This is a genomic window from Corynebacterium breve, assembly GCF_030252165.1.
Lineage (GTDB): Bacteria > Actinomycetota > Actinomycetes > Mycobacteriales > Mycobacteriaceae > Corynebacterium > Corynebacterium breve.
Map to the genome: position 1 here is coordinate 2229752 of NZ_CP126969.1, position 19103 is coordinate 2248854.

The window sequence follows — 19103 nt, forward strand, 5'->3', positions numbered from 1 at the left end:
AGAATCCAGTTCATGACTGCACTTACTGCAGCCGTCGTCCTCGAAGCGATCGCTGTGGATTTCTTGATTAGCCAGCGGTTGATCCGCATTATCGCACTAGTGATCGCGGTGTACTCAGTCGTGATGATCTGGGCGCTCATCGCAGCCGAACGGATCCGCCCTTCGTACGTCGGCGACCAACTTGTGCTCCGGCGCGGTCGCAAGATCTTCGCCAAAGTTCCGTCAGAGCTGATCAAGGCGGTAACCAAGGAGCGCACTTTTGCGGAGCAGGTCAACATTGACAACAACACCCTAACGTTAGGTGGCACGCACGGCACCGACACAACAATCACGTTGAACCGTCCGGTAGAAGCCCTGCGCGACACCTATCCTTGGCAGCGTCGTCGTACAACACCAGTGACCCGAATCCGGCTCTACACCGACGGCATCCTCGACGCGACAAACTTCCGAAACTGATCCACGGGTGGCGCCGACGATGCTTCACGACGCCACACCAACCCCAATTCACGAAACGCCGGCGGGTCGATTGCGCGCAGCACAACCCCGGACACGGCTAGATAAGGATCATCCAGAGGCAGTAATGCCACCCCAAGGCCTGCAGATACCAGCCCCGCTACGGTGGTTAGCTCCATGGATTCAAAGACGAACTTGGGAGTAAAGCCCGCGGTGGCGACGAGATCGTCGAGAAGCGTGCGAGTACCGTAACCAGGCAGCATGCCGACCCACGGCTCGTCGGCAGCATCGGCCAAGCGAATCGGCTCAGCGCTGGCCAGGGGGTGCTCGGCGGAAAAAGCGACAGCCAGCCGCTGCGTCGCCAGTGGTAACCAACCCAACCGGTCGTCGTTAGGCCGAGGACCGATAAGCGCAAGGTCGGAGTGGTCGGCAAACACGCGCTCGGCCAGGTAGCGGCCGGGGCCCTGGTGCAGTACAAACTCGACGTGCGGATGCTCGGCGCGGTAGTCCCGCAGCAGGTCGGGGACCATCCAGGTGCCTAACGAGTGCATGAAATCAAGTCGCACTGTGCCTTGTTCGGGGTCCATGAGGCGTGCAACTTGGGTGCGCCCAGCGGCGAGTTCGGTGAGCACCGCTTCAGCGCGAGGGACGAAGGCCCTGCCTCGACCATTAAGTTCCATGCGCCCGCCCACCCGGTCAAACAACTCAGCACCAACATGTTTTTCTACTCGCTGCACTCGGCGCGACAGTGTGGGCTGTGGCACGTGGAGTCGCTCAGCAGCGGCGGTGAGGTGCCCCAGCTTCGCGACGAGCAGAAATCCTTCGAGGTCAACCGGTGTCATGCACCAATTGAATCAGATCGCGCGAAACCGCGCATTTTACACATCACTAACGGTCAGCCATGATGGACTCCATGCGCAAAGGATCAGTAGCCTACAAACGAGCGACAATCGCCATGTTGGCCGTTGGCCTTGCAATCTTCAACGCGCTCTACGCCACACAGGCGCTGCTGCCCACGCTTGTCGACGACCTAGGCATCTCACCTACCGAAGCCGCCATGACTGTATCGGCGACCACCGGAGCGTTAGCCATCTTCATCGTGCCGTTTTCCATCCTGTCGGAGAAGTTTGGGCGTGGACGGGTACTGATCATCTCGGCATTGCTCGCGACAACACTCGGCCTTATGCTGCCTCTCGCCCAGGACGCCGGTCAGCTCATCGCCATGCGCGCCCTGCAAGGCGCGATGATCGCCGGCACCCCGGCGGTGGCGATGGCGTGGCTCTCCGAAGAAATTCATTCCGATGATCTGCCCGGCGCGATGGGCCTGTATATCGCAGGCAACACCATCGGCGGGCTCACAGGCCGACTAATTCCCGCTGGCCTGCTCGAGCTCACCACCTGGCGCTGGTCCCTTGTCATCAGTGGCTCTGTGGCTCTCGGCTTTGCCATCATCATGGCACTATTGCTTCCCCGCCAGCGCAACTTCACCCCGAAGAACATCAGCCTCTCCGGCGAACTCAGGGCAATGGCAGGACACCTTTCCAACCCTCGCCTGCTGGCACTTTTCACCACAGCGTTCCTAGGGATGGGCGTGTTCGTCTCTTTGTATAACTTCTTTGGATTCCGCATGGTGGACCACTTCGGACTCACCCCATCCATGATCGGATTGGTGTTCATCATGTACCTTTCCGGCACATGGTCGTCTGCCCAAGCCGGCAACTTCATCCGCGCCTTTGGGCGAGGTCGAGTCGTGTTGGGTGGCGCCGCGCTCATGCTGCTGGGTGTCGTGGCGTGCATGTCAGGAAACCTGATCATCACCTTGATCGGCCTTTTCATTTTCACCGCCAGTTTCTTCGCCATGCACTCCACCGCATCCGGCTGGGTGGGGCAAGTGGTGAAAAAGCACCGCGCCGAAGCATCCAGCATGTATCTGCTGTTTTACTACGTCGGTTCTTCCGTTATTGGTGCGGCAACCGGTAGCGCATTCGAGCATCTCTCCTGGACCGGCTTCATCGGAGTCCTCGCAGCGATGGTCGCTGTTTTGATCGCCGTAGCCGCAGCACTGGCGCTGAGCACACGACGCTAGATCCGTGGCACTCCCGGGGCGTTCGCATCCAAGAACTCGCGCACGGCCCTGGTTGCACGGCAATCGTCTTCGTTGTAGCGCAGCAGCATCTCCCGCGCAGCTAGGTCGCCGAGGCGGCCGGCTCGTCGTAAAGCAATCGATGCTTCGCCGTCTATGTCGTCCTCCCAGTCGTAACCTGCGACCGGAGCCACTACTTTGAGCCCCAAACCGTCCGGTCCGACGAACTGTTTGCGCACGTAGGCAAAGATGTCGATCCACTCATCGGAGGCGATAAACGCTTTGATCTCGGCCTCAGAGACCACGCCGAAGCGTCTTGCCGACGACAACAACCAGTGGTTCTCCCCACCCGCTGCATAGCAGTACGCCGCGAAGGTTTGGCCCGCGTCATAAGCAGCTTGTCGACGATCCATCAGCCAGGTCCAAAACTCGGCGAAATTCTGGGCCTCGACCTCTCCGCCGACCTCATCCCAGAGGACAAAAGCGCGATACTCGATGCCGTCGTAAGCGCCCCACAAATAGGCGCCTTGATCGAGGTAGGCCTCCATGTCGATATCAATTTCTACGTCTGCTCGCGGGGCACTGGTCGTTTCGACTCGGGAGAGCACTGGCACCCCATCGCGCCACGCGCGAGCGACAGCAGAAGGTTCACCAATGCCGGCAGCGATGGCCCCCTGGACTGTGTGAATACCTTTGTCACGGAAGACGCGGGCGCGTTCGCCGGGAAAGACAAGAGAGATTTCGTCAACAGCGCGCAGCTCCGGCTCGCACAACGTCCAGAATCGGCACGTCGCGCACTGCTTCAAACGGCGTGGCTCCGTCGGAGTGGGTTGCACTAGGGCCTCGCGCACCGCTTCGACATATGGGGCAACTGCCGCAAGATACGCACGTTCGCGCTCCTGACCGATCACGGCGGCCTCGGGGCACCCCAAGCCCATCTGATCAAGCAACAGGTGGGCCAGCGCGGCTCGGTAACCGTCAATGGTGTGGTGGCGCTGTTGCGCCCGGGCCTCCAGCGCCTGCCCCAGGCCGAGGCGGTGGGTGGCGATGTAGCGCATCGTTGATGTGGCACTCGGCCGCGCAACTCGGTGATTGGAGATCATCACGGGCAGGTAGGTCCCGTCCTCCTGGCGCACAAGTACATCAATCTCGCTTGTCACGTAAGCACCGTCGACCCAGCCGGAAAGTTGCGCACCCGTAATCACATGGTCTTGGTCGAACAAGGCCTCCAAGGTAGCTAGTTCGGTGTCCGGCCCGGTGAGGTCTGTTCGTCGAAAAGCGCGGCGCCTGCCGTCACCGATGGCGGGGCGCTGCGGCAGGAGCGACATGACTTTCTCGCGGGCAGCCTGCACACGGGAAATCCGCGCTACGCCTTCGCTGGTGGGACCTACTTCGGGATGCTCAACGCGTTGGCGCAGGCGGTAGCGGCAGCCTACTAGGTCGGCTGCTTTGACCGCATACAAGGCGCTGGTAGCAGAATTTTTGCGAGGTTCCACGTCGGGGCCTAATCCTAATCGCAATTCATCGGTAAGGTTGAATCAGTAAACCGGTAATGAACATGAGGAGACGAAACGATGGGCCTGTTCGAATCGATCCGTAAGTCACGCGCTAAGACCAAAGCTGAAATCGCTGCCGCAAAGAAGCGCGCGAAGCAAGAGGCAAAGGAAGCGGCAAAGCTCGACCTCAAGCGCGAAAAGCTGCTCGATCAGGCAGAAAAGCGCCTGGTTAAAGAAGAGAAGAACGCGATGAAGAAGCAGCGCAAGCACGAGGACAAGCTTGCGAAGAACGAGCTGAAGAAGATCCAGGAAGGTCGCATTAACGCAAAGACCATGAACCGCTGGGTTGGTGCGCTTCGCGTTGCGCTACCGGTTCTCCTTCCACTGATTTACCGTGGCATCACCGCACTGCAGGAGCAGGGCCTGACCCAAAAGGCTTCCAAGGTCGGCGTTACCCCTGAGCAGATGGCACAGTACGCAGGCCATGGCGCAGAGCTGAAGGCACGCATCGAAGGTGTACGCAATTCCCTCGACGCTTCTTCGCAGCTTCCTTCCGGTTTCAAGCGCGATGCCGATGACCGTCTCAAGGAGCTGTCTACCGCAACTGATAATGCTGAGTACATGGCACCAGAGCAGCGCCGTCGCGCACACGCCGCGATTGAACGTGACATCAAGTCTCTGACCGCGCAGATCCAGGACAAGATCAAGGCTTAACCGAGTCCCCCGAGGCGTATACACCCCGAAAAGGGGGTGTATACGCCTTCTACTTTCCTTACTAAAGGCTTTAATCTATATGCCATTAGCCTAAGAAATTCCACTATAGACATCTCACACTAAAGCCATTTTGAAACGGATAGTTCCACTAGCTGGACTAGATTACGTTGCCGGGGACCCACTTTTGCGGATATGGCGGCAAGAATCACACATAGCCACTGTTCGCCAATCTTTCACTAGGTCCACAAATAGACTAGGAACTTTAGTTTCTTATGCTCGAAATTCAAGAAGTAAACATGTCAACATTTTCTATTTCTTCATTCTGGATTAGAATAATCAAGGTATGAGAAGTTAAATGCTTCCGGCACTATTCGGAAGAACAGGAGCCATGCTTTCCCAAAGCAAGGTCACTCCACAGTGCGCAACAAAGAGGCATCAGAACATCTCACTGTATAAAGACACGGTTCACCCCATTGAGAAACGTGCATAAAAACAAAATCAGGAGAAAACAGCATGGCTCGCCGTGAAATTACCCAGTACTACGATGATCTAGACAACACGCCTATCGAGGCAGAAGAGCTGCACGTCATCCGCTTCAGCATGGACGGAAACGACTACGTTCTTGATTTGTCTAAAGAAAATGCGCAGGAGTTCCACGAGACCCTAGCGCCGTTCATCAAGGCTGCGCGCCAGGCACCTTCGGATGTTGCTCGTCGGGTCAATCCACGCGAGGTACGCAAGTGGGCACAGTCCCAGGGCATGGCCATCGCTCACCGTGGCAAGATCCCTTTCGCGATCATCGACGCGTACAACGAGGCTCACGCCTAATACCGCCTGCTACGTAGAACAAATACCGCCCTATGCACGTCGCATAGGGCGGTATTTTTCATCCGGCAGAGGGTCGCGGCGCTAATGCGCTACAGCACGCCCTGCTCACGAGCGGCCGCCACCGCCGAAGTGCGCGAACGCACACCTAGCTTGTCGTAGATATGTACTAGGTGGCTCTTCACCGTCGCCTCTGACAGCATCAGCTCTTGGCCGATCTCACGGTTCGACGATCCACCCGCCACCAGTTGCAAAACCTCCAGCTCCCGCGGTGTCAGCGAGGAGCGCGGGGCCTTGTCACGCATCTCCAAGCGATCACGCACAATCGGGCTCATGACAGCATCACCCTTGGCCGCAGACCGCACGGCCGAAAGCAGCTGCTCCGGCGGCGCATCCTTCAAAAGGTACCCCACCGCTCCGGCCTCGATCGCCCCAAGAATGTCCGCGTCCGTGTCATAGTTTGTCACAACAAGGACCTTCGGCGGGTTCTCCATCGTCGAACGAATCATCGCAGTGGCCTCGGCACCCGTCGTTACCCGCGCACCTTCCGCACCCGCACCGAAGCGCAGATCCATCAGGATCACGTCGATACCACCAGCCTGTGCCGTCGCGATGGCACCTTCGGCCGTTGCAACTTCGCCCACGACAATGATGTCGTCGGCTTCGTCAAGCACCGCGCGAAGCCCGAGCCTGACGATCTGATGGTCGTCGGCAAGCAGAACACGGATCATTAATCCTCCTCCGTCTTTCGGATGATATTACCCGGTTCTTCCACAATAGTCGTGACAGGGAGCGCCACAGACAATGCGGTCGGCCCACCCGGTGTGGATTCCACCACAAGTTCTCCGCCGAGTTCCTCCGCGCGAGTGCGCATCGCATCCAATCCAATGTGGCCCAGGCCGGTCGGCTGTTCAGCCAACGCTTCCGGGTCAAAGCCCTTGCCGTTATCGACGATATCCAGGCGCACCTCATCAGAACTAAATGTCAAGGTTATTCGCGCACGGGTCGCCTCGGCGTGCTTGACTACGTTGCCAGTGGCCCCCTGCGCGATCCGAAGCAGCCCCGCCTCGACCCGCATGGGAAGCTGCTGGGGCTCGCCGTCAGTCTCAACAGAAATATCGACTCCGCCGCTTTCGCTGAAGCTCTCTGCAATACGCTCCAGTGCTTCCACCAGCGAGTGGTCGGTTAATTGAGCTGGGGTCAACGCTGCGATCATCGCGCGTGTTTCCGCCAGACTGTCCGCCGCTGACTCACGAGCCAGCTCCATGCGGTGTAACGGCTGGGCCAGCTGTTCGTCGCTAAGCCCCGTGTTCTTCAGGTCCCGTTCGGCCACATTGAGCAGCATCTGAATACTCGAAAGTCCCTGCGCAACAGTGTCATGGATTTCGTGCGCCAAGCGTTGACGCTCCTGGGCAACCCCGGCCGCACGCTCGGTGTGCGCCAACTTGTCTTGAGTGGAGACCAGCTCTTGGATCAACACCTCTCGCTCCGCAGAAATCCGCGAAATCGTGCGGTAGGAATAATGAATCGCGATCACAACGCCCGCTGAAACCGCCGGCCCCATCACGCCACCGAGGGTGATCTTGCCCGGGAGCTGCACCAAGATCGACACGCCGAGGCCAAAAGCGATGCTGACCAGGCCACGCCAATCGTCCATCACCCGCAGGTACAAGAAGAACAGGCTGAAGACCCAATAGATCGAGACCGGGGAGACCAGCAGATCCATGATCCACACCGCGGTGAGAATAAAGACCCACAGTATCTTGCCCGCCTCGACCCACCGCGCCTGGTTGTAGCGCCCAAAGAAATACACAAAGGCAAACAGCGCAGTCAGAATCAGGTGAATCGCCGCGCGCTCCAGCGTGTAACCCACCGCAGCGAACGCGGACACAGTGAGCAGCGTGACCGTCAGCGCGTGAATCGCGCCATCAAATGCCCGTTGGTAGGGCAGATCGGCAACGTCCCGCTGCAAGGTAGCTAGGGTAGAACTCATGATTCCGAGCCTACCCAGCAAGGTCACCCTGCCCCTCATTGTGACCGTTTCGGCAGCAGTCCTCGTTGGTTGTCAGCTTAACGACGACACCACCGGCCCCAACAATTCCGCAGCAGAATCCGTGGCGTCGGGGTCGTCGCAAAGCGCCGCAGCGCCGACCACCGACCAGGGGCTACCTTTTGACGCGCGCCCCGAGCCAGCCACCGACCGCAACGGCTGGGAAGAGTGCCCGTACCTTGAGACTGCTTGGGTCGAGACAACCAACGGCCAGCGCGTCACCGGCGTAGGCGTGGACCCGCGCTTTGACACCCCTGCCTGCGTGTACTGGTCCTATCCGGAAGCGCCGCAGTTGCAGGTCCTCGTGCGCCACATGCCCTCTGAGGACGAGGCCACCGCGGTAGTCGACCATTACACGCCAATCGACATCACCGACCCGGCCGACTCCCCCGCAGGATGGATGGGAGGACGCGCTGGTGGTGGGGGTGATTCCCGATACCGAGGGCGCGGTCTACGCCGTATCCAAGGGCGACATCGCAGTCGTGGTTCTGACCAACCAGGAGCAGTCGCTCAAAGCAGAGTTGATCGCCGAGGAGACGATCACCAACCTGGGTCTGTAGCTAGACCGCGACCTCGTTGTATGGCATCAAAGTGGACACCCACGGAAACACGACTTCCATGAGTAGGAAGAAAACTGCGACCAGCACAATCAATGTAATGATTAGCTTTACCGGCCAAGGGCCTGGCAGCATGCGCCAAAAAGCTCCGTACATTTAGATCGTTTCCTCAAACGCTGGCGGGCGGCCCGCCGATTTGTCCATCACTTCCGTCTCCATCGCGTGCACGATCATGCGCTCTGCGTTGGAAAACTGCGGGTGACAGGTGGTCAAAGTCAGCAGACTTTCCAGGGTCGCGAGCCCGGCCTCGTCAGCTGGCGGCTGGGTGCCAGGAATCGGATCAATCACGCTGATATTGCCTGGCAGTGTGATGTGACGTCCGCTCACCTGCGCATAGTCACCTTCCGCCACGCGCTGCGACTGTTCTGGTGTCAGGCAACTTTGCACCGCAGCGCTTCTCGACGAACCATCTGTCGACTCGATCGGCAGCACACGGTAGGTCACCCACTGCGTGGCAGTTTCAACAATGATGGCATCGCATGCCTGGAGATTTCCCAGATCGTTGAAGGGCGCGCCTTTGCCTACACGGTGGCCTGCGACAGCGAAGTTACCCGGCTCACCAGGCATTTGCGAATCAACGTAGCGGCCCGGACCAGCCAGCAGATCGGCATCGGAGGTGCCCTCAACGATGGCGAAGTTGAAATCGGAACCAAACGCTGGGATGTACATGCGCGCGAACGCTTCTCCAAGCTCTGGCATGTGCTTGGCGCGAGGGTTCACCCGTTCCTTTTCCCACTGCTCGTCCAGGTTGGTCGATGCTTCGGCCTGGAGTTGGTTGGACTTCACGTTTGTCCAGAACGCCTCGTAGTAAGCGAAAAGTAAAATAATCACACCCACGGTCAAAAGAATTTCGCCTAGCACATGGGTAATCGACACCGGCCTACGTGCCAGCTGCTGAAGATGAGCCATGCTCTAACATTAACTGAAATGGCACGTAACGCCACACCCTCAGATAGAAGGAGTATCGGCCCATGCTCAATGCATTTGTCCTGCCGGTTTCTGTAGTCATGAAGTTCTGGCATTGGCTTACCGCCTCTGTCTTCGGCATGGATAACTCTGCTGCCTGGGTCCTATCGATCGTGCTTCTCGTGGTGACTATCCGAACCATCTTGGTCCCTTTTACCTGGACAATGACCAAGTCCGGCCGCATTGGCATCCTCATGCGTCCCGAACGGGCCGCCATCACGGAAAAGTACGCCGAGGCAACGTCCCCCGAGGACGTCGCCGCCGAGCGCCAAGAACTCAAGGAGTTGCAGAAGCGTTACGGCTATAACCTCGCCGCCGGTTGTGTGCCCTTACTGATCCAGGTTCCGATGTTCCTCGGTCTGTACCGTCTGTTGCTGTGGCTCGCGGTTCCACAGCCAGGTCAGGGCCCCACCGTCGGCGTTCTCTCCGCAGAGGAATTGGACCAGTTCCGCCAAGCAGAACTTTTCGGCGTGCCACTGCCTGCTTTTATCGCCATGACCGACGATCAGTTTGCTGCCCTAGGAACGACCTCCGAAGAGGTCAATCAAGTTGCCTACAAACTGCTGCTCACCGCCATCGTCTTTACCACCGCCAATATGATTGTCTCCATCGCACGCTCCAAGTCTCAGATCGACTGGACCCAGGCGGCCGCGCGTGGCGCCCACAAGTTTCTTGTCAGTATGGCGTTTTTCACCCCATTTATGCTGCTCATGATCGGTGCAACCGGCCCGATCCCCGTCGCGCTGATTTTCTACTGGGTATGCAACAACCTCTGGACCGCCGCACAGACCTTGATCATGTGGTTCGCAGCAGTGAAGAAGTTCCCGCTGGACCAGGAGCACCTCGACTATGCAGCGCAAAGTAAGGAAGCATTCTTCGCCGAACGTCGAGCGATGAAGGAGCAGAAACGCTCTCGTCGCCAACGCCAAGCAGCGGCGCTGGTCAAACCGGGATCTGCTGGAGACATTCGCCGCGAGCTCAAGGCCGAGAAAGAAGCCGAGCAGGCGGCAAAGCTAGAGGAAAAGGCGCGCAAGAAGGCCATCGCCAAGGAGAAAACCAGGGTCCGCGCGGAAGCGATCAAGAAAGCCCGCGAAGAGCGCCAGCAAAAGAAGCTTAACGACGATCAGATGGAATAGTCAGCCGGCGGCTCGCCAAGCAACTGCTTGGCGAGGTCGCGCGCGGTGACCAACGGAGTAACATCGCGCACCAACTGTGCGCCGGAAAGTCCGCCGTCCAAGAAAATCAGGATCTGATTCGCTTGGTTTGCTGACGGGTAGCCGTTCTTCCTATTAAGCAAGTCCGTAATCGTCTGGTGCATCCAGCGTCGCTGCTCGAGGCAGGCCTTGACGATGCCCTCTTCCGATTCTGTTTCCGGTCGCGGGTACTCGTTAGCGGCGTTTAGAAAGTGCGACCCGCGGAAATCCTTCTTTGGTTCTTCTTCGATGGCGATATCAAAAAACGCCAAGATCTTTTCGTCCGCATCCGACATGGTTGCTGTACGGGACTGCCAATTTTCGCGGTACTGCTGGTCAAGATTTTCCACGTAAGCAATGACGAGGTTGTCCTTTGACCCAAAGAGTGAATACAACGACGCCTTAGCCACATCTGCTTCCCGCAGAATGCGGTCGATGCCAATGACTCGGATGCCCTCACTGGAAAAGAGTTTGGTTGCTGATTCCAACAGTCGCTGACGCGGACTCGGGCGGTTGCGTCGTCGAGAAGCAGGCTTTCGCTTGCCGTCTGAAGCTCCTGATGTGCTCACGGTTGGGCCAACGTCCTTTCCAAGTAGACTCCATCTATCAATATAGACAAACCGGTTCGTTCACACCAGCATGGAGCCCACCAAAGCCCGATTTCGGAAGATCAGTGGTTTAATGGGGGTACTGATTCAGGAGTGATACCTTGTGGCGGAGTAAGGAGACACATGACTACCCCCAACAACAGCAACTACGATTACAACCCGTTCGACCCGAACCCTTCCTACCAGCAGGGTAACCAGCCTTCGGCTCGGCCGTCGTTTGAGCAGCCTCAATTCGACTCGCAGTTTGCACAGCCTCAATATGGGCAGCCGCAGCAGTTCGCTAACGTTCCAGCGCAACAACCACAGCCGATGTACGCGGCCTACAATGCTGCGGGACTTCCATCTCAGCCAAAGAACAAGATTGTCGCCGCTGTGCTTGCGTTCTTCCTTGGTTCCTTCGGCGTGCACAACTTCTATCTTGGTTACAACAGCAAGGCGATCGCTCAGCTCTCGATTTCGGTCATCGGCCTGATCACTGCGATCATCTTCATCGGCTTCATCATGCTGATGATCACCGGAATTTGGGCATTTGTCGAATTCATCATGATCCTGCTCGGTGCCGGCCAGTACAACCGCGACGCCCACGGAGTTCCACTTATCTAGATCGCTATCGACGCTGACGCAGCAGAGCATTGGCCTTCGCGGTCTCGCCACACCGCGCGTACAGCCCAGCTGCGTTGGAAAAGGCTGCGCGCGCCGAAGCTCTGTCTCCCTGTGATAGGTAGCGCGCGCCCAGCGTCTCAGTCAACTCCGCCCGAGATCGAATTGCTGATTTGTCCGTAACCAGTTCCTTCGGCGCGTTGAGATATTCCAGGATCACTCCGAGAGAGCCTTGGGTGTCTTTCGCTGCGAGGAAGGTCTCCGAGAGCATCCGCACTGACTGTGCCTCTACTTCCGCGCTATCCGCTTGCTGTGCCATTCTTCTCGCCTCGAGCGCACAATCATGGGCGTGACGATAGTCCCGGGCCGCAAACAAACCGGCGGATTGCCCGAGTTTCGCCCGTGCTGCCTCGGTCAATTCCGACAAGGATGCAAAATCCACTGATGCTGCACCGAATAACTGAGCGCGCAGCGTGTGTTCGCGCGTTGCCCGCGCGACAGTGCTCAACATTTCTGCACGAACCTTAGGACTCATTTGAGCAAGTCGGGCATTGTGACCTGAGAAGAATCCGACGACGCGCCCTGCTTCCACGGCCGCCCCAGCATATTCTTGCCGCCCCAACAATAGCTTGATGAGCTCGGTAATCGCCTTCGCAATATCGTCGTACACATCTTTGTGGTCGACCATGTACAAAGAGTCAGCTGTCGGATACGCCAGTTGCAAAAACTCCCCCAAGGCCTTTTCGCAACCGACGACATCACCTGAGCGCTTGCACACCTCTGCGATGCGAAGCTGCTGGCGATATGCGGCAAAGTCCATGATTGCTACCCTACCGTCTGCGCCCCATCCCACGAAGCCCGAGGCAGCAGAAAGCGAGGAGCCTCAGAGATTTCTCTCTGAGGCTCCTCGCGAGTCATTTAGATAGTTTACTTGGTCTTAGTCTTGGTGAAGAGGCTGACGATCCACAGTAGGATCACCGCGCCAAGAGTTGCGACGATCAGGCTCCATAGCCAGTTTGCGTTCGGGTCACTGCCGAATTGGCTGACGATCCAGCCACCGATAACCGCACCAATGACACCAACGATGATGTTAGCGAGCATGCCCATCTGAGCGTTCTTGCCCATAATCATCGAAGCGATCCAGCCAGCGAGGCCACCAATAATCAGCCAAAAAATAATTGTCCACATAGTAGTAATCCTGCTTTCCGTTTATTGTCTTGCACAGAGGCGAACGTTTTTGGTGCACTACCGATTATGCAAATGGAAACGCATTGAAACCATTACAAAACGGCAACAAACTATAACGCTTTTCGCATACTCTGAATCATCGCAGTTCAAAGCATAATTCGCCCGAGCCAACAAAATGTGGCACGGGCGAATTTAAGCCGAAACTTCAGGCTACGAGGTCGTCGTTAAGCCGAAACTGGTCGAACAACCATCATTGGGCAAGGCGCAGACTGCAACAGTGCGCGGGAAGTCGATCCCAGGAGCATTCCCTTGAAGCCACCACGCCCGTGAGAACCGGTGACCAGCAGCTGAGCTCCCTCAGCCTGCTCCACCAGAGTGCGCACAGGGCGATCGCGGGAAATAACCTTCTTCACCTGAACGTTAGGGTACTTCTCGACGAGAGGCGCCAGACGCTCTGCAAGCATCTCGGACTGCTCCTTCTCGACGATCTCCCACTGCTCCTGCGCTGCAGCAAGACCGGCCATCGAAGCCTGGACCTGCATGTCCATCCAGGTGTGGACCGCGACGAGCTCGGAACCGCGGGCATCTGCCTCTGCAAAAGCTACCTCCGTCGCGCGCTGCGAGACATCAGAGCCGTCCACGCCGACGATGACCGGACCGTACTTTGTGGTCTCGTCAACTGGGTTGTCCTCGCGGACAACAACAACTGGGCACTCAGCGTGGGAAACCACAGCTGCGGAAACAGAACCAAGAACCATGCCGGATAGACCGCCTAGACCACGCGAACCCATCACGATCATGCTGACATCCTTGGACATTTCCAGGAGCATGTCGATCGGAGAACCCTCTGCGATCGTGTGACCGATCTTGATCTCAGGCGCTACCTCGTGCGCGATTCCGCGCGCCGCTTCGATCTTCTCCATGGTCTCGTTCTGCAAGTCGTCGAAAAGCTCCTGCGGCGGAACCATGCCCTCGGCGTAGAGGAACTGTGGCATCGTGTAGCTGGATGCCAAGCGCAATGGAATGCCCCGCTTGTTAGCGGTATTTGCCGCCCATCGAACAGCATTATTGGAGGCATCTGAACCGTCGACTGCTACGACAACAATGTCTTCCTTGGTCATCACGAACGCCCTTTCATTTGCGTGCGGATTATCACTTTGTACATGTTCCAGTGTAGCGCGTCATGACACGCCAGTGTGCTGGTTAGTACCAGTTATGCAGGAATCTCGATTGGGAAGGCTGCTTCAGAATTGGAAGGGAAGAAAATGGTGTAGAGGACTGCGAAAACATCCTTGATGGTCGCGCCAATTCCGTTGGAAGAAAAGGCAACTGCTTGGTCAATGATTGCGTCAAAGTTCATGACGAATAAGTTAGTACGAAGTATGAACAGGAAAAAGTCCACACCGAATCTGCCCCTCCCACCGCGCGACGGACTCGGGGCCACACGGGCGCGCGTCCCGCAGGGTTCGAGCGTCTTAGCCGGCGACTTTATCGCGCATCTGGTCAGCACCCAGCGCCATCGCCACCCGGATGACGACGCAGATGCCGTCCTGCGCCGCTTTGCCGCCGGTGAAGTCGTTCTTCGCGACGGCACGCCACTTACCCCCGAAAGTGTGGTGGCCCCGGAGACCGATGTGTTTTTCTACCGACGTCCCGCCCCCGAGAAGCACGTTCCCTACGAAATCTCCATCGTTTATGAAGATTCTGACATCCTGGTTGCCCATAAGCCGCCCTTCTTGGCCACCATGCCCCGAGCCGCACACATCACCGAAACCGCCGTCGTGCGACTGCGCCGCGCCACCGGCAACGAGGAACTGACGCCAGCGCACCGGCTCGACCGCATGACCAGCGGCCTACTACTGATGACTAAGCGGCGCGAAATCCGTGGTGCCTACCAAGAGCTGTTCGCACATCGACAGGTGCACAAGTTGTACGAGGCCATCGCCGCTTATCGACGACTCGACTTGCCCGCCCGATGGGAACACCATATTGCAAAGGAACACGGCGAAATCGCTGCGACATTGGTGCGGGATGCTGAACCAAACTCATTTACCAACGTGCTGGCTGTTGACGAGGTCGACCCATCACCGTTCTCAGTTCACGCCCCGTCCGGACGCTTGGCGCGATATATATTGCAGCCAATTACGGGTAAGACACACCAACTTCGCATACAGATGCTTGCTGCCGGCGTGCCGATCCTGGGGGATCCCGTCTACCCAGAAGTACGTCCATTCGGTGACGAGGACTACAGCGTGCCGATGTGCCTGAGCTCAGTTTCTCTAGCCTTTGTCGATCCTCTAAGCGGGCAGCCGCGCAGTTTCCACACCACCGGGTTCTCTGGACTACCGATTCCTGAGGTGTGTGGGGGTGGTGGTTCTTTGCGGTGACCGCACCCGTACAACGGTGCCCGTTTCAGGTGGTGTCGGTACCCCGGCAGGTGGTAAAACGTGCATGACTGTTCAGACACCGTGCCCCCCTTTGACCGCTACCACCGTACAGTGGTGCCCGTTTCAGGTGGTGTCGGTACCCCGGCAGGTGGTAAAACGTGCATCATTGTTCACCACCACACCACCCGGGCACCACGACAAGAAAAAGGAGGGCACATTCCCCCCACACCCCCAAGCACCCACCACACACAGCAGGGGCGCTCACACGGGGTGTGGGAAGAACATACCCTCCACACACAAACACTATTCAATTATCCTATTTACATATAGGCCGGCGGTAACTTACTCTCCCACACCCTCCCAGGTGCAGTACCATCAGCGCGGGCGGGCTTAGCTTCCGGGTTCGGAATGGGACCGGGCGTTTCCCCGCCGCCATCAACCACCGACACACCTAAAAACGGCACATCGATCAATCCAGCGAACAAGTGGACCACACAACACACACCACACAACGCGGTGCATGCCATGCACATAATCATTTAGATGCGCCTGACACGTATTGTGTCAGACACTGCACAGTGGACGCGAACACCAAACCTAATCAGTGATCAAACAATATTTTTTCGCTGCATCACCACACACAAAAGTGCGGGTATGTGTTTGTCGGCATATTAGTACCAGTCACCTCCACACCTTACGATGCTTCCAGATCTGGCCTATCAACCCCATAGTCTCTAGGGAACCTCAAAAGAAACCTCATCTCAAAACAGGCTTCCCGCTTAGATGCTTTCAGCGGTTATCCCTCCCGTACGTAGCCAACCAGCTATGCCCTTGGTAGGACAACTGGCACACCAGAGGTACGTCCGTCCCGGTCCTCTCGTACTAGGGACAGCCTTCTTCAAGTTTCAACGCGCGCGGCGGATAGAGACCGAACTGTCTCACGACGTTCTGAACCCAGCTCGCGTGCCGCTTTAATGGGCGAACAGCCCAACCCTTGGGACCTACTCCAGCCCCAGGATGCGACGAGCCGACATCGAGGTGCCAAACCATCCCGTCGATATGGACTCTTGGGGAAGATCAGCCTGTTATCCCCGGGGTACCTTTTATCCGTTGAGCGACACCACATCCACAAGTAGGTGCCGGATCACTAGTCCCGACTTTCGTCCCTGCTCGACCTGTCAGTCTCGCAGTCAAGCTCCCTTGTGCACTTACACTCACCACCTGATTGCCAACCAGGCTGAGGGAACCTTTGGGCGCCTCCGTTACATTTTAGGAGGCAACCGCCCCAGTTAAACTACCCACCAGGCACTGTCCCCAACCCAGATCATGGGCCAAGGTTCAGGTATCCAATACAGTCAGAGTGGTATTTCAACAACGACTCCACCACCACTAGCGTGGCCGCTTCACAGTCTCCCACCTATCCTACACAAACCGCATCGAACACCAATACCAAGCTATAGTGAAGGTCCCGGGGTCTTTTCGTCCTGCCGCGCGAAACGAGCATCTTTACTCGTACTGCAATTTCACCGGGCCTGTGGTTGAGACAGCAGGGAAGTCGTTACGCCATTCGTGCAGGTCGGAACTTACCCGACAAGGAATTTCGCTACCTTAGGATGGTTATAGTTACCACCGCCGTTTACTGGGGCTTAAATTCTCCGCTTCGAACACAAAGTCCTAACAGGTCCTCTTAACCTTCCAGCACCGGGCAGGCGTCAGTCCGTATACATCAACTTCAACGTCTTCGCACGGACCTGTGTTTTTGATAAACAGTCGCTTCCCTCTATTCTCTGCGACCACCACACGCTCAACAAAGAAAATCTGATCACATGCGATGGTCCCCCTTCTCCCGAAGTTACGGGGGCATTTTGCCGAGTTCCTTAACCACAGTTCACCCGACCGCCTTAGTATTCTCTACCTGACTACCTGTGTCGGTTTAGGGTACGGGCCGTCCACGCACTCGCTAGAGGCTTTTCTCGACAGCATAGGATCACCAACATCACCCCAAAGGGCTACGCATCACGCCTCACACAAAAAAGCACCGGATTTACCAAGCACTCGTGCCACACGCTTACACCACACACCATTAGGTGGCTCGGCTACCTTCCTGCGTCACCCCATCACTGAACTACTACAGATCAGGCCCTACGCACGCACCAACCACACACCCGAAGGCACATGATCAGATTATGGGTAGTTAGTATCACTGCCTCACTCTTGAACGCACATGAACGGGTACGGGAATATCAACCCGTTAACCATCGACTACGCCTGTCGGCCTCGCCTTAGGACCCGACTCACCCTGGGAAGACGAACTTGACCCAGGAACCCTTAGTCATTCGGCGGATAAGATTCTCACTTACCACTCGTTACTCATGCCTGCATTCTCACTCGCACACAGTCCACACCCCCTCACGGTAATGCTTCACCCCATGCACGACGCTCCCCTACCCAATACAAAATATTGCCGCGGCTTCGGCGGTGTACTTGAGCCCCACTACATTGTCGGCGCAGAACCACTCGACCAGTGAGCTATTACGCACTCTTTCAAGGATGGCTGCTTCTAAGCCAACCTCCTGGCTGTCTTCGCGATCCCACATCCTTTTCCACTTAGTACACCCTTAGGGGCCTTAACCGGCGATCTGGGCTGTTTCCCTCTCGACTACGAAGCTTATCCCCCGCAGTCTCACTGCCATGCAACACTTCACCGGCATTCGGAGTTTGGCTGACATTGCTAAGATAATAGTCCCGCTCAACCAACCAGTAGCTCTACCTCCGGCAAGCTAACACAACGCTGCACCTAAATGCATTTCGGGGAGAACCAGCTATCACGGAGTTTGATTGGCCTTTCACCCCTACCCACAACTCATCCCCTCAGTTTTCAACCTAAGTGGGTTCGCGCCTCCACAAAGTCTTACCTCTGCTTCACACTGGCCATGGGTAGATCACCCCGCTTCGGGTCCAGGACATGCCACTGAAACACACAAATTTAGTATTCGCTTTCGCTACGACTACCCCACACGGGTTAACCTCGCGACATGCCGCTGACTCGCAGGCTCATTCTTCAAAAGGCACGCCATCGCACATAAGAAGTGCTCTGACGGATTGTAAACACACGGTTTCAGGAACTATTTCACTCCCCTCCCGGGGTACTTTTCACCATTCCCTCACGGTACTATCCGCTATCGGTCACACTAAGTATTCAGGCTTACCGGGTGGTCCCGGCAGATTCACAGCAGATTCCACGAGCCCGCTGCTACTCGGGACAACAACAACACACACAACCACGCCTTCATGTACAGGACTCTCACCTTGTTCCGTAGGCCATCCCAGACCACTTCCACTAACGCTTCGCGCACGCTCCAGGTCAACAGCCCTGAACAGTTGCATCCCACAACACCACACACGCAACCCCTGTCAGGTATCACACGCATACGGTTTAGCCATCATCCACGTTCGCTCGCCGCTACTAGCAGAATCATTACATTATTTTCTCTTCCTACGGGTACTGAGATGTTTCACTTCCCCGCGTCACCCCCACACCGACTATGAATTCACCGGCAGGTAACACCACATAACTGGTGCTGGGTTTCCCCATTCGGACATCCTCGGATCAACGCTTAGTTGGCAACTCCCCGAGGCATAACGCAGCCTCACACGTCCTTCATCGGCTTAGCATGCCAAGGCATCCACCATGTGCCCATAAAAAACACACACAACCACCAACAAACAGTCAATGGATGAACACAACAAACAAAAAACACAAAAAAGAATAAAGATGCTCGCGTCCACTATACAGTTCTCACACAACACAACCACCACACGGAAGCAACCACACAACACGATCACCCCACGACATGACAGTCACACACAAGGACAATGCTGCCCCAGACACCCAACAGCGCACCAACATACCCCACACCACG

The 19103-nt window shown here is 57.0% G+C and carries 17 protein-coding genes, 2 rRNA genes and 1 pseudogene; 8 read left to right on the top strand and 12 right to left on the bottom strand.

What is annotated here, in order from left to right; genetic code table 11:
* Nucleotides 1-12: 12 nt before the first annotated feature.
* Nucleotides 13-456, top strand: coding sequence for a hypothetical protein (locus QP027_RS10750; RefSeq protein WP_284824728.1), 444 nt, complete (start codon nt 13-15; stop codon nt 454-456).
* Here the strand turns inward: QP027_RS10750 and QP027_RS10755 are convergent.
* Nucleotides 414-1295, bottom strand: a complete 882-nt coding sequence (locus QP027_RS10755) for a LysR family transcriptional regulator (RefSeq protein ID WP_284824730.1) — start codon at nt 1293-1295, stop codon at nt 414-416. The two genes, QP027_RS10750 and QP027_RS10755, sit on opposite strands and share 43 nt — an antisense overlap.
* A 71-nt stretch (nt 1296-1366) precedes the next feature.
* Here QP027_RS10755 and QP027_RS10760 point away from each other — a divergent pair, with 71 nt between their 5' ends.
* Nucleotides 1367-2539: an MFS transporter gene (locus QP027_RS10760; protein WP_284824732.1), complete on the top strand. Its 1173-nt coding sequence runs from the start codon at nt 1367-1369 to the stop codon at nt 2537-2539.
* Here QP027_RS10760 and QP027_RS10765 read toward each other — a convergent pair.
* Nucleotides 2536-4032, bottom strand: coding sequence for a TM0106 family RecB-like putative nuclease (locus QP027_RS10765; protein ID WP_284824734.1), 1497 nt, complete (start codon nt 4030-4032; stop codon nt 2536-2538). The genes QP027_RS10760 and QP027_RS10765 overlap by 4 nt on opposite strands.
* A 78-nt stretch (nt 4033-4110) precedes the next feature.
* Between QP027_RS10765 and QP027_RS10770 the strand changes: the two genes are divergently transcribed.
* Entirely contained in the window at nt 4111-4746 is a 636-nt protein-coding gene (locus QP027_RS10770) for a DUF6474 family protein (protein WP_284824736.1), read from the top strand.
* Nucleotides 4747-5259: 513 nt separating this feature from the next.
* The gene (locus tag QP027_RS10775) at nt 5260-5574 is read left to right on the top strand and encodes a histone-like nucleoid-structuring protein Lsr2 (RefSeq protein WP_284824738.1); all 315 of its coding nucleotides are present in this window, start codon (nt 5260-5262) and stop codon (nt 5572-5574) included.
* 89 nt (nt 5575-5663) lie between these two features.
* On the opposite strand, the gene QP027_RS10780 is transcribed toward QP027_RS10775, so the two are convergent.
* The gene (locus QP027_RS10780) at nt 5664-6302 is read right to left on the bottom strand and encodes a response regulator transcription factor (RefSeq protein ID WP_284824740.1); all 639 of its coding nucleotides are present in this window, start codon (nt 6300-6302) and stop codon (nt 5664-5666) included.
* The gene (locus tag QP027_RS10785; RefSeq protein ID WP_284824742.1) at nt 6302-7564 is read right to left on the bottom strand and encodes a sensor histidine kinase; all 1263 of its coding nucleotides are present in this window, start codon (nt 7562-7564) and stop codon (nt 6302-6304) included. Before QP027_RS10785 ends, QP027_RS10780 begins: the two co-directional genes overlap by 1 nt.
* Between QP027_RS10785 and QP027_RS10790 the strand changes: the two are divergent.
* A pseudogene (locus QP027_RS10790) lies at nt 7563-8181 on the top strand (DUF2020 domain-containing protein). The gene QP027_RS10785 and the pseudogene QP027_RS10790 sit on opposite strands and share 2 nt — an antisense overlap.
* A 153-nt stretch (nt 8182-8334) precedes the next feature.
* Here the strand turns inward: QP027_RS10790 and QP027_RS10795 are convergent.
* Nucleotides 8335-9147: a class E sortase gene (locus tag QP027_RS10795; RefSeq protein ID WP_284824745.1), complete on the bottom strand. Its 813-nt coding sequence runs from the start codon at nt 9145-9147 to the stop codon at nt 8335-8337.
* A gap of 62 nt (nt 9148-9209) precedes the next feature.
* Here QP027_RS10795 and yidC point away from each other — a divergent pair, with 62 nt between their 5' ends.
* Nucleotides 9210-10340 (top strand): membrane protein insertase YidC, encoded by a 1131-nt coding sequence (yidC, locus tag QP027_RS10800; protein WP_284824747.1) that lies wholly within the window; start codon nt 9210-9212, stop codon nt 10338-10340.
* Here yidC and QP027_RS10805 read toward each other — a convergent pair.
* Complete coding sequence (locus QP027_RS10805) at nt 10328-10966, bottom strand: TetR/AcrR family transcriptional regulator (protein ID WP_284824749.1); 639 nt, start codon at nt 10964-10966, stop codon at nt 10328-10330. The two genes, yidC and QP027_RS10805, sit on opposite strands and share 13 nt — an antisense overlap.
* Nucleotides 10967-11128: 162 nt before the next feature.
* Here QP027_RS10805 and QP027_RS10810 point away from each other — a divergent pair, with 162 nt between their 5' ends.
* Entirely contained in the window at nt 11129-11608 is a 480-nt protein-coding gene (locus QP027_RS10810) for a TM2 domain-containing protein (RefSeq protein ID WP_284824751.1), read from the top strand.
* A 4-nt stretch (nt 11609-11612) separates the two neighbouring features.
* Here QP027_RS10810 and QP027_RS10815 read toward each other — a convergent pair whose 3' ends face one another.
* From QP027_RS10815 to QP027_RS10830, 4 genes are all read right to left on the bottom strand, one after another.
* Nucleotides 11613-12425: a hypothetical protein gene (locus QP027_RS10815; RefSeq protein WP_284824753.1), complete on the bottom strand. Its 813-nt coding sequence runs from the start codon at nt 12423-12425 to the stop codon at nt 11613-11615.
* Nucleotides 12426-12532: 107 nt separating this feature from the next.
* The gene (locus tag QP027_RS10820) at nt 12533-12793 is read right to left on the bottom strand and encodes a GlsB/YeaQ/YmgE family stress response membrane protein (protein WP_284824755.1); all 261 of its coding nucleotides are present in this window, start codon (nt 12791-12793) and stop codon (nt 12533-12535) included.
* Between the two features lie 224 nt (nt 12794-13017).
* Nucleotides 13018-13914, bottom strand: coding sequence for a universal stress protein (locus QP027_RS10825; protein WP_284824757.1), 897 nt, complete (start codon nt 13912-13914; stop codon nt 13018-13020).
* Between the two features lie 92 nt (nt 13915-14006).
* Nucleotides 14007-14153 (bottom strand): hypothetical protein, encoded by a 147-nt coding sequence (locus QP027_RS10830; RefSeq protein WP_284824758.1) that lies wholly within the window; start codon nt 14151-14153, stop codon nt 14007-14009.
* Here QP027_RS10830 and QP027_RS10835 point away from each other — a divergent pair.
* Nucleotides 14089-15180, top strand: a complete 1092-nt coding sequence (locus tag QP027_RS10835) for a pseudouridine synthase (RefSeq protein WP_284824759.1) — start codon at nt 14089-14091, stop codon at nt 15178-15180. The genes QP027_RS10830 and QP027_RS10835 overlap by 65 nt on opposite strands.
* Before the next feature lie 329 nt (nt 15181-15509).
* Here QP027_RS10835 and rrf read toward each other — a convergent pair.
* Together rrf and QP027_RS10845 are read right to left on the bottom strand one after the other, a co-directional pair.
* A 5S ribosomal RNA gene (gene rrf, locus QP027_RS10840) occupies nt 15510-15627 on the bottom strand.
* A 203-nt stretch (nt 15628-15830) separates the two neighbouring features.
* Nucleotides 15831-18894: ribosomal RNA gene (locus QP027_RS10845) — 23S ribosomal RNA — on the bottom strand.
* Nucleotides 18895-19103 lie beyond the last annotated feature (209 nt).

What these genes read in the sequence shown, in the direction of transcription:
- QP027_RS10750 (WP_284824728.1), top strand. Translation starts at nt 13, where the DNA reads ATGACTGCACTTACTGCAGCCGTCGTCCTCGAAGCGATCGCTGTGGAT.
- QP027_RS10755 (WP_284824730.1), bottom strand. Translation starts at nt 1,295, where the DNA reads ATGACACCGGTTGACCTCGAAGGATTTCTGCTCGTCGCGAAGCTGGGG.
- QP027_RS10760 (WP_284824732.1), top strand. Translation starts at nt 1,367, where the DNA reads ATGCGCAAAGGATCAGTAGCCTACAAACGAGCGACAATCGCCATGTTG.
- QP027_RS10770 (WP_284824736.1), top strand. Translation starts at nt 4,111, where the DNA reads ATGGGCCTGTTCGAATCGATCCGTAAGTCACGCGCTAAGACCAAAGCT.
- QP027_RS10775 (WP_284824738.1), top strand. Translation starts at nt 5,260, where the DNA reads ATGGCTCGCCGTGAAATTACCCAGTACTACGATGATCTAGACAACACG.
- QP027_RS10780 (WP_284824740.1), bottom strand. Translation starts at nt 6,302, where the DNA reads ATGATCCGTGTTCTGCTTGCCGACGACCATCAGATCGTCAGGCTCGGG.
- QP027_RS10785 (WP_284824742.1), bottom strand. Translation starts at nt 7,564, where the DNA reads ATGAGTTCTACCCTAGCTACCTTGCAGCGGGACGTTGCCGATCTGCCC.
- QP027_RS10795 (WP_284824745.1), bottom strand. Translation starts at nt 9,147, where the DNA reads ATGGCTCATCTTCAGCAGCTGGCACGTAGGCCGGTGTCGATTACCCAT.
- yidC (WP_284824747.1), top strand. Translation starts at nt 9,210, where the DNA reads ATGCTCAATGCATTTGTCCTGCCGGTTTCTGTAGTCATGAAGTTCTGG.
- QP027_RS10810 (WP_284824751.1), top strand. Translation starts at nt 11,129, where the DNA reads ATGACTACCCCCAACAACAGCAACTACGATTACAACCCGTTCGACCCG.
- QP027_RS10815 (WP_284824753.1), bottom strand. Translation starts at nt 12,425, where the DNA reads ATGGACTTTGCCGCATATCGCCAGCAGCTTCGCATCGCAGAGGTGTGC.
- QP027_RS10820 (WP_284824755.1), bottom strand. Translation starts at nt 12,793, where the DNA reads ATGTGGACAATTATTTTTTGGCTGATTATTGGTGGCCTCGCTGGCTGG.
- QP027_RS10825 (WP_284824757.1), bottom strand. Translation starts at nt 13,914, where the DNA reads ATGACCAAGGAAGACATTGTTGTCGTAGCAGTCGACGGTTCAGATGCC.
- QP027_RS10835 (WP_284824759.1), top strand. Translation starts at nt 14,089, where the DNA reads ATGGTCGCGCCAATTCCGTTGGAAGAAAAGGCAACTGCTTGGTCAATG.
- QP027_RS10830 (WP_284824758.1), bottom strand. Translation starts at nt 14,153, where the DNA reads ATGAACTTTGACGCAATCATTGACCAAGCAGTTGCCTTTTCTTCCAAC.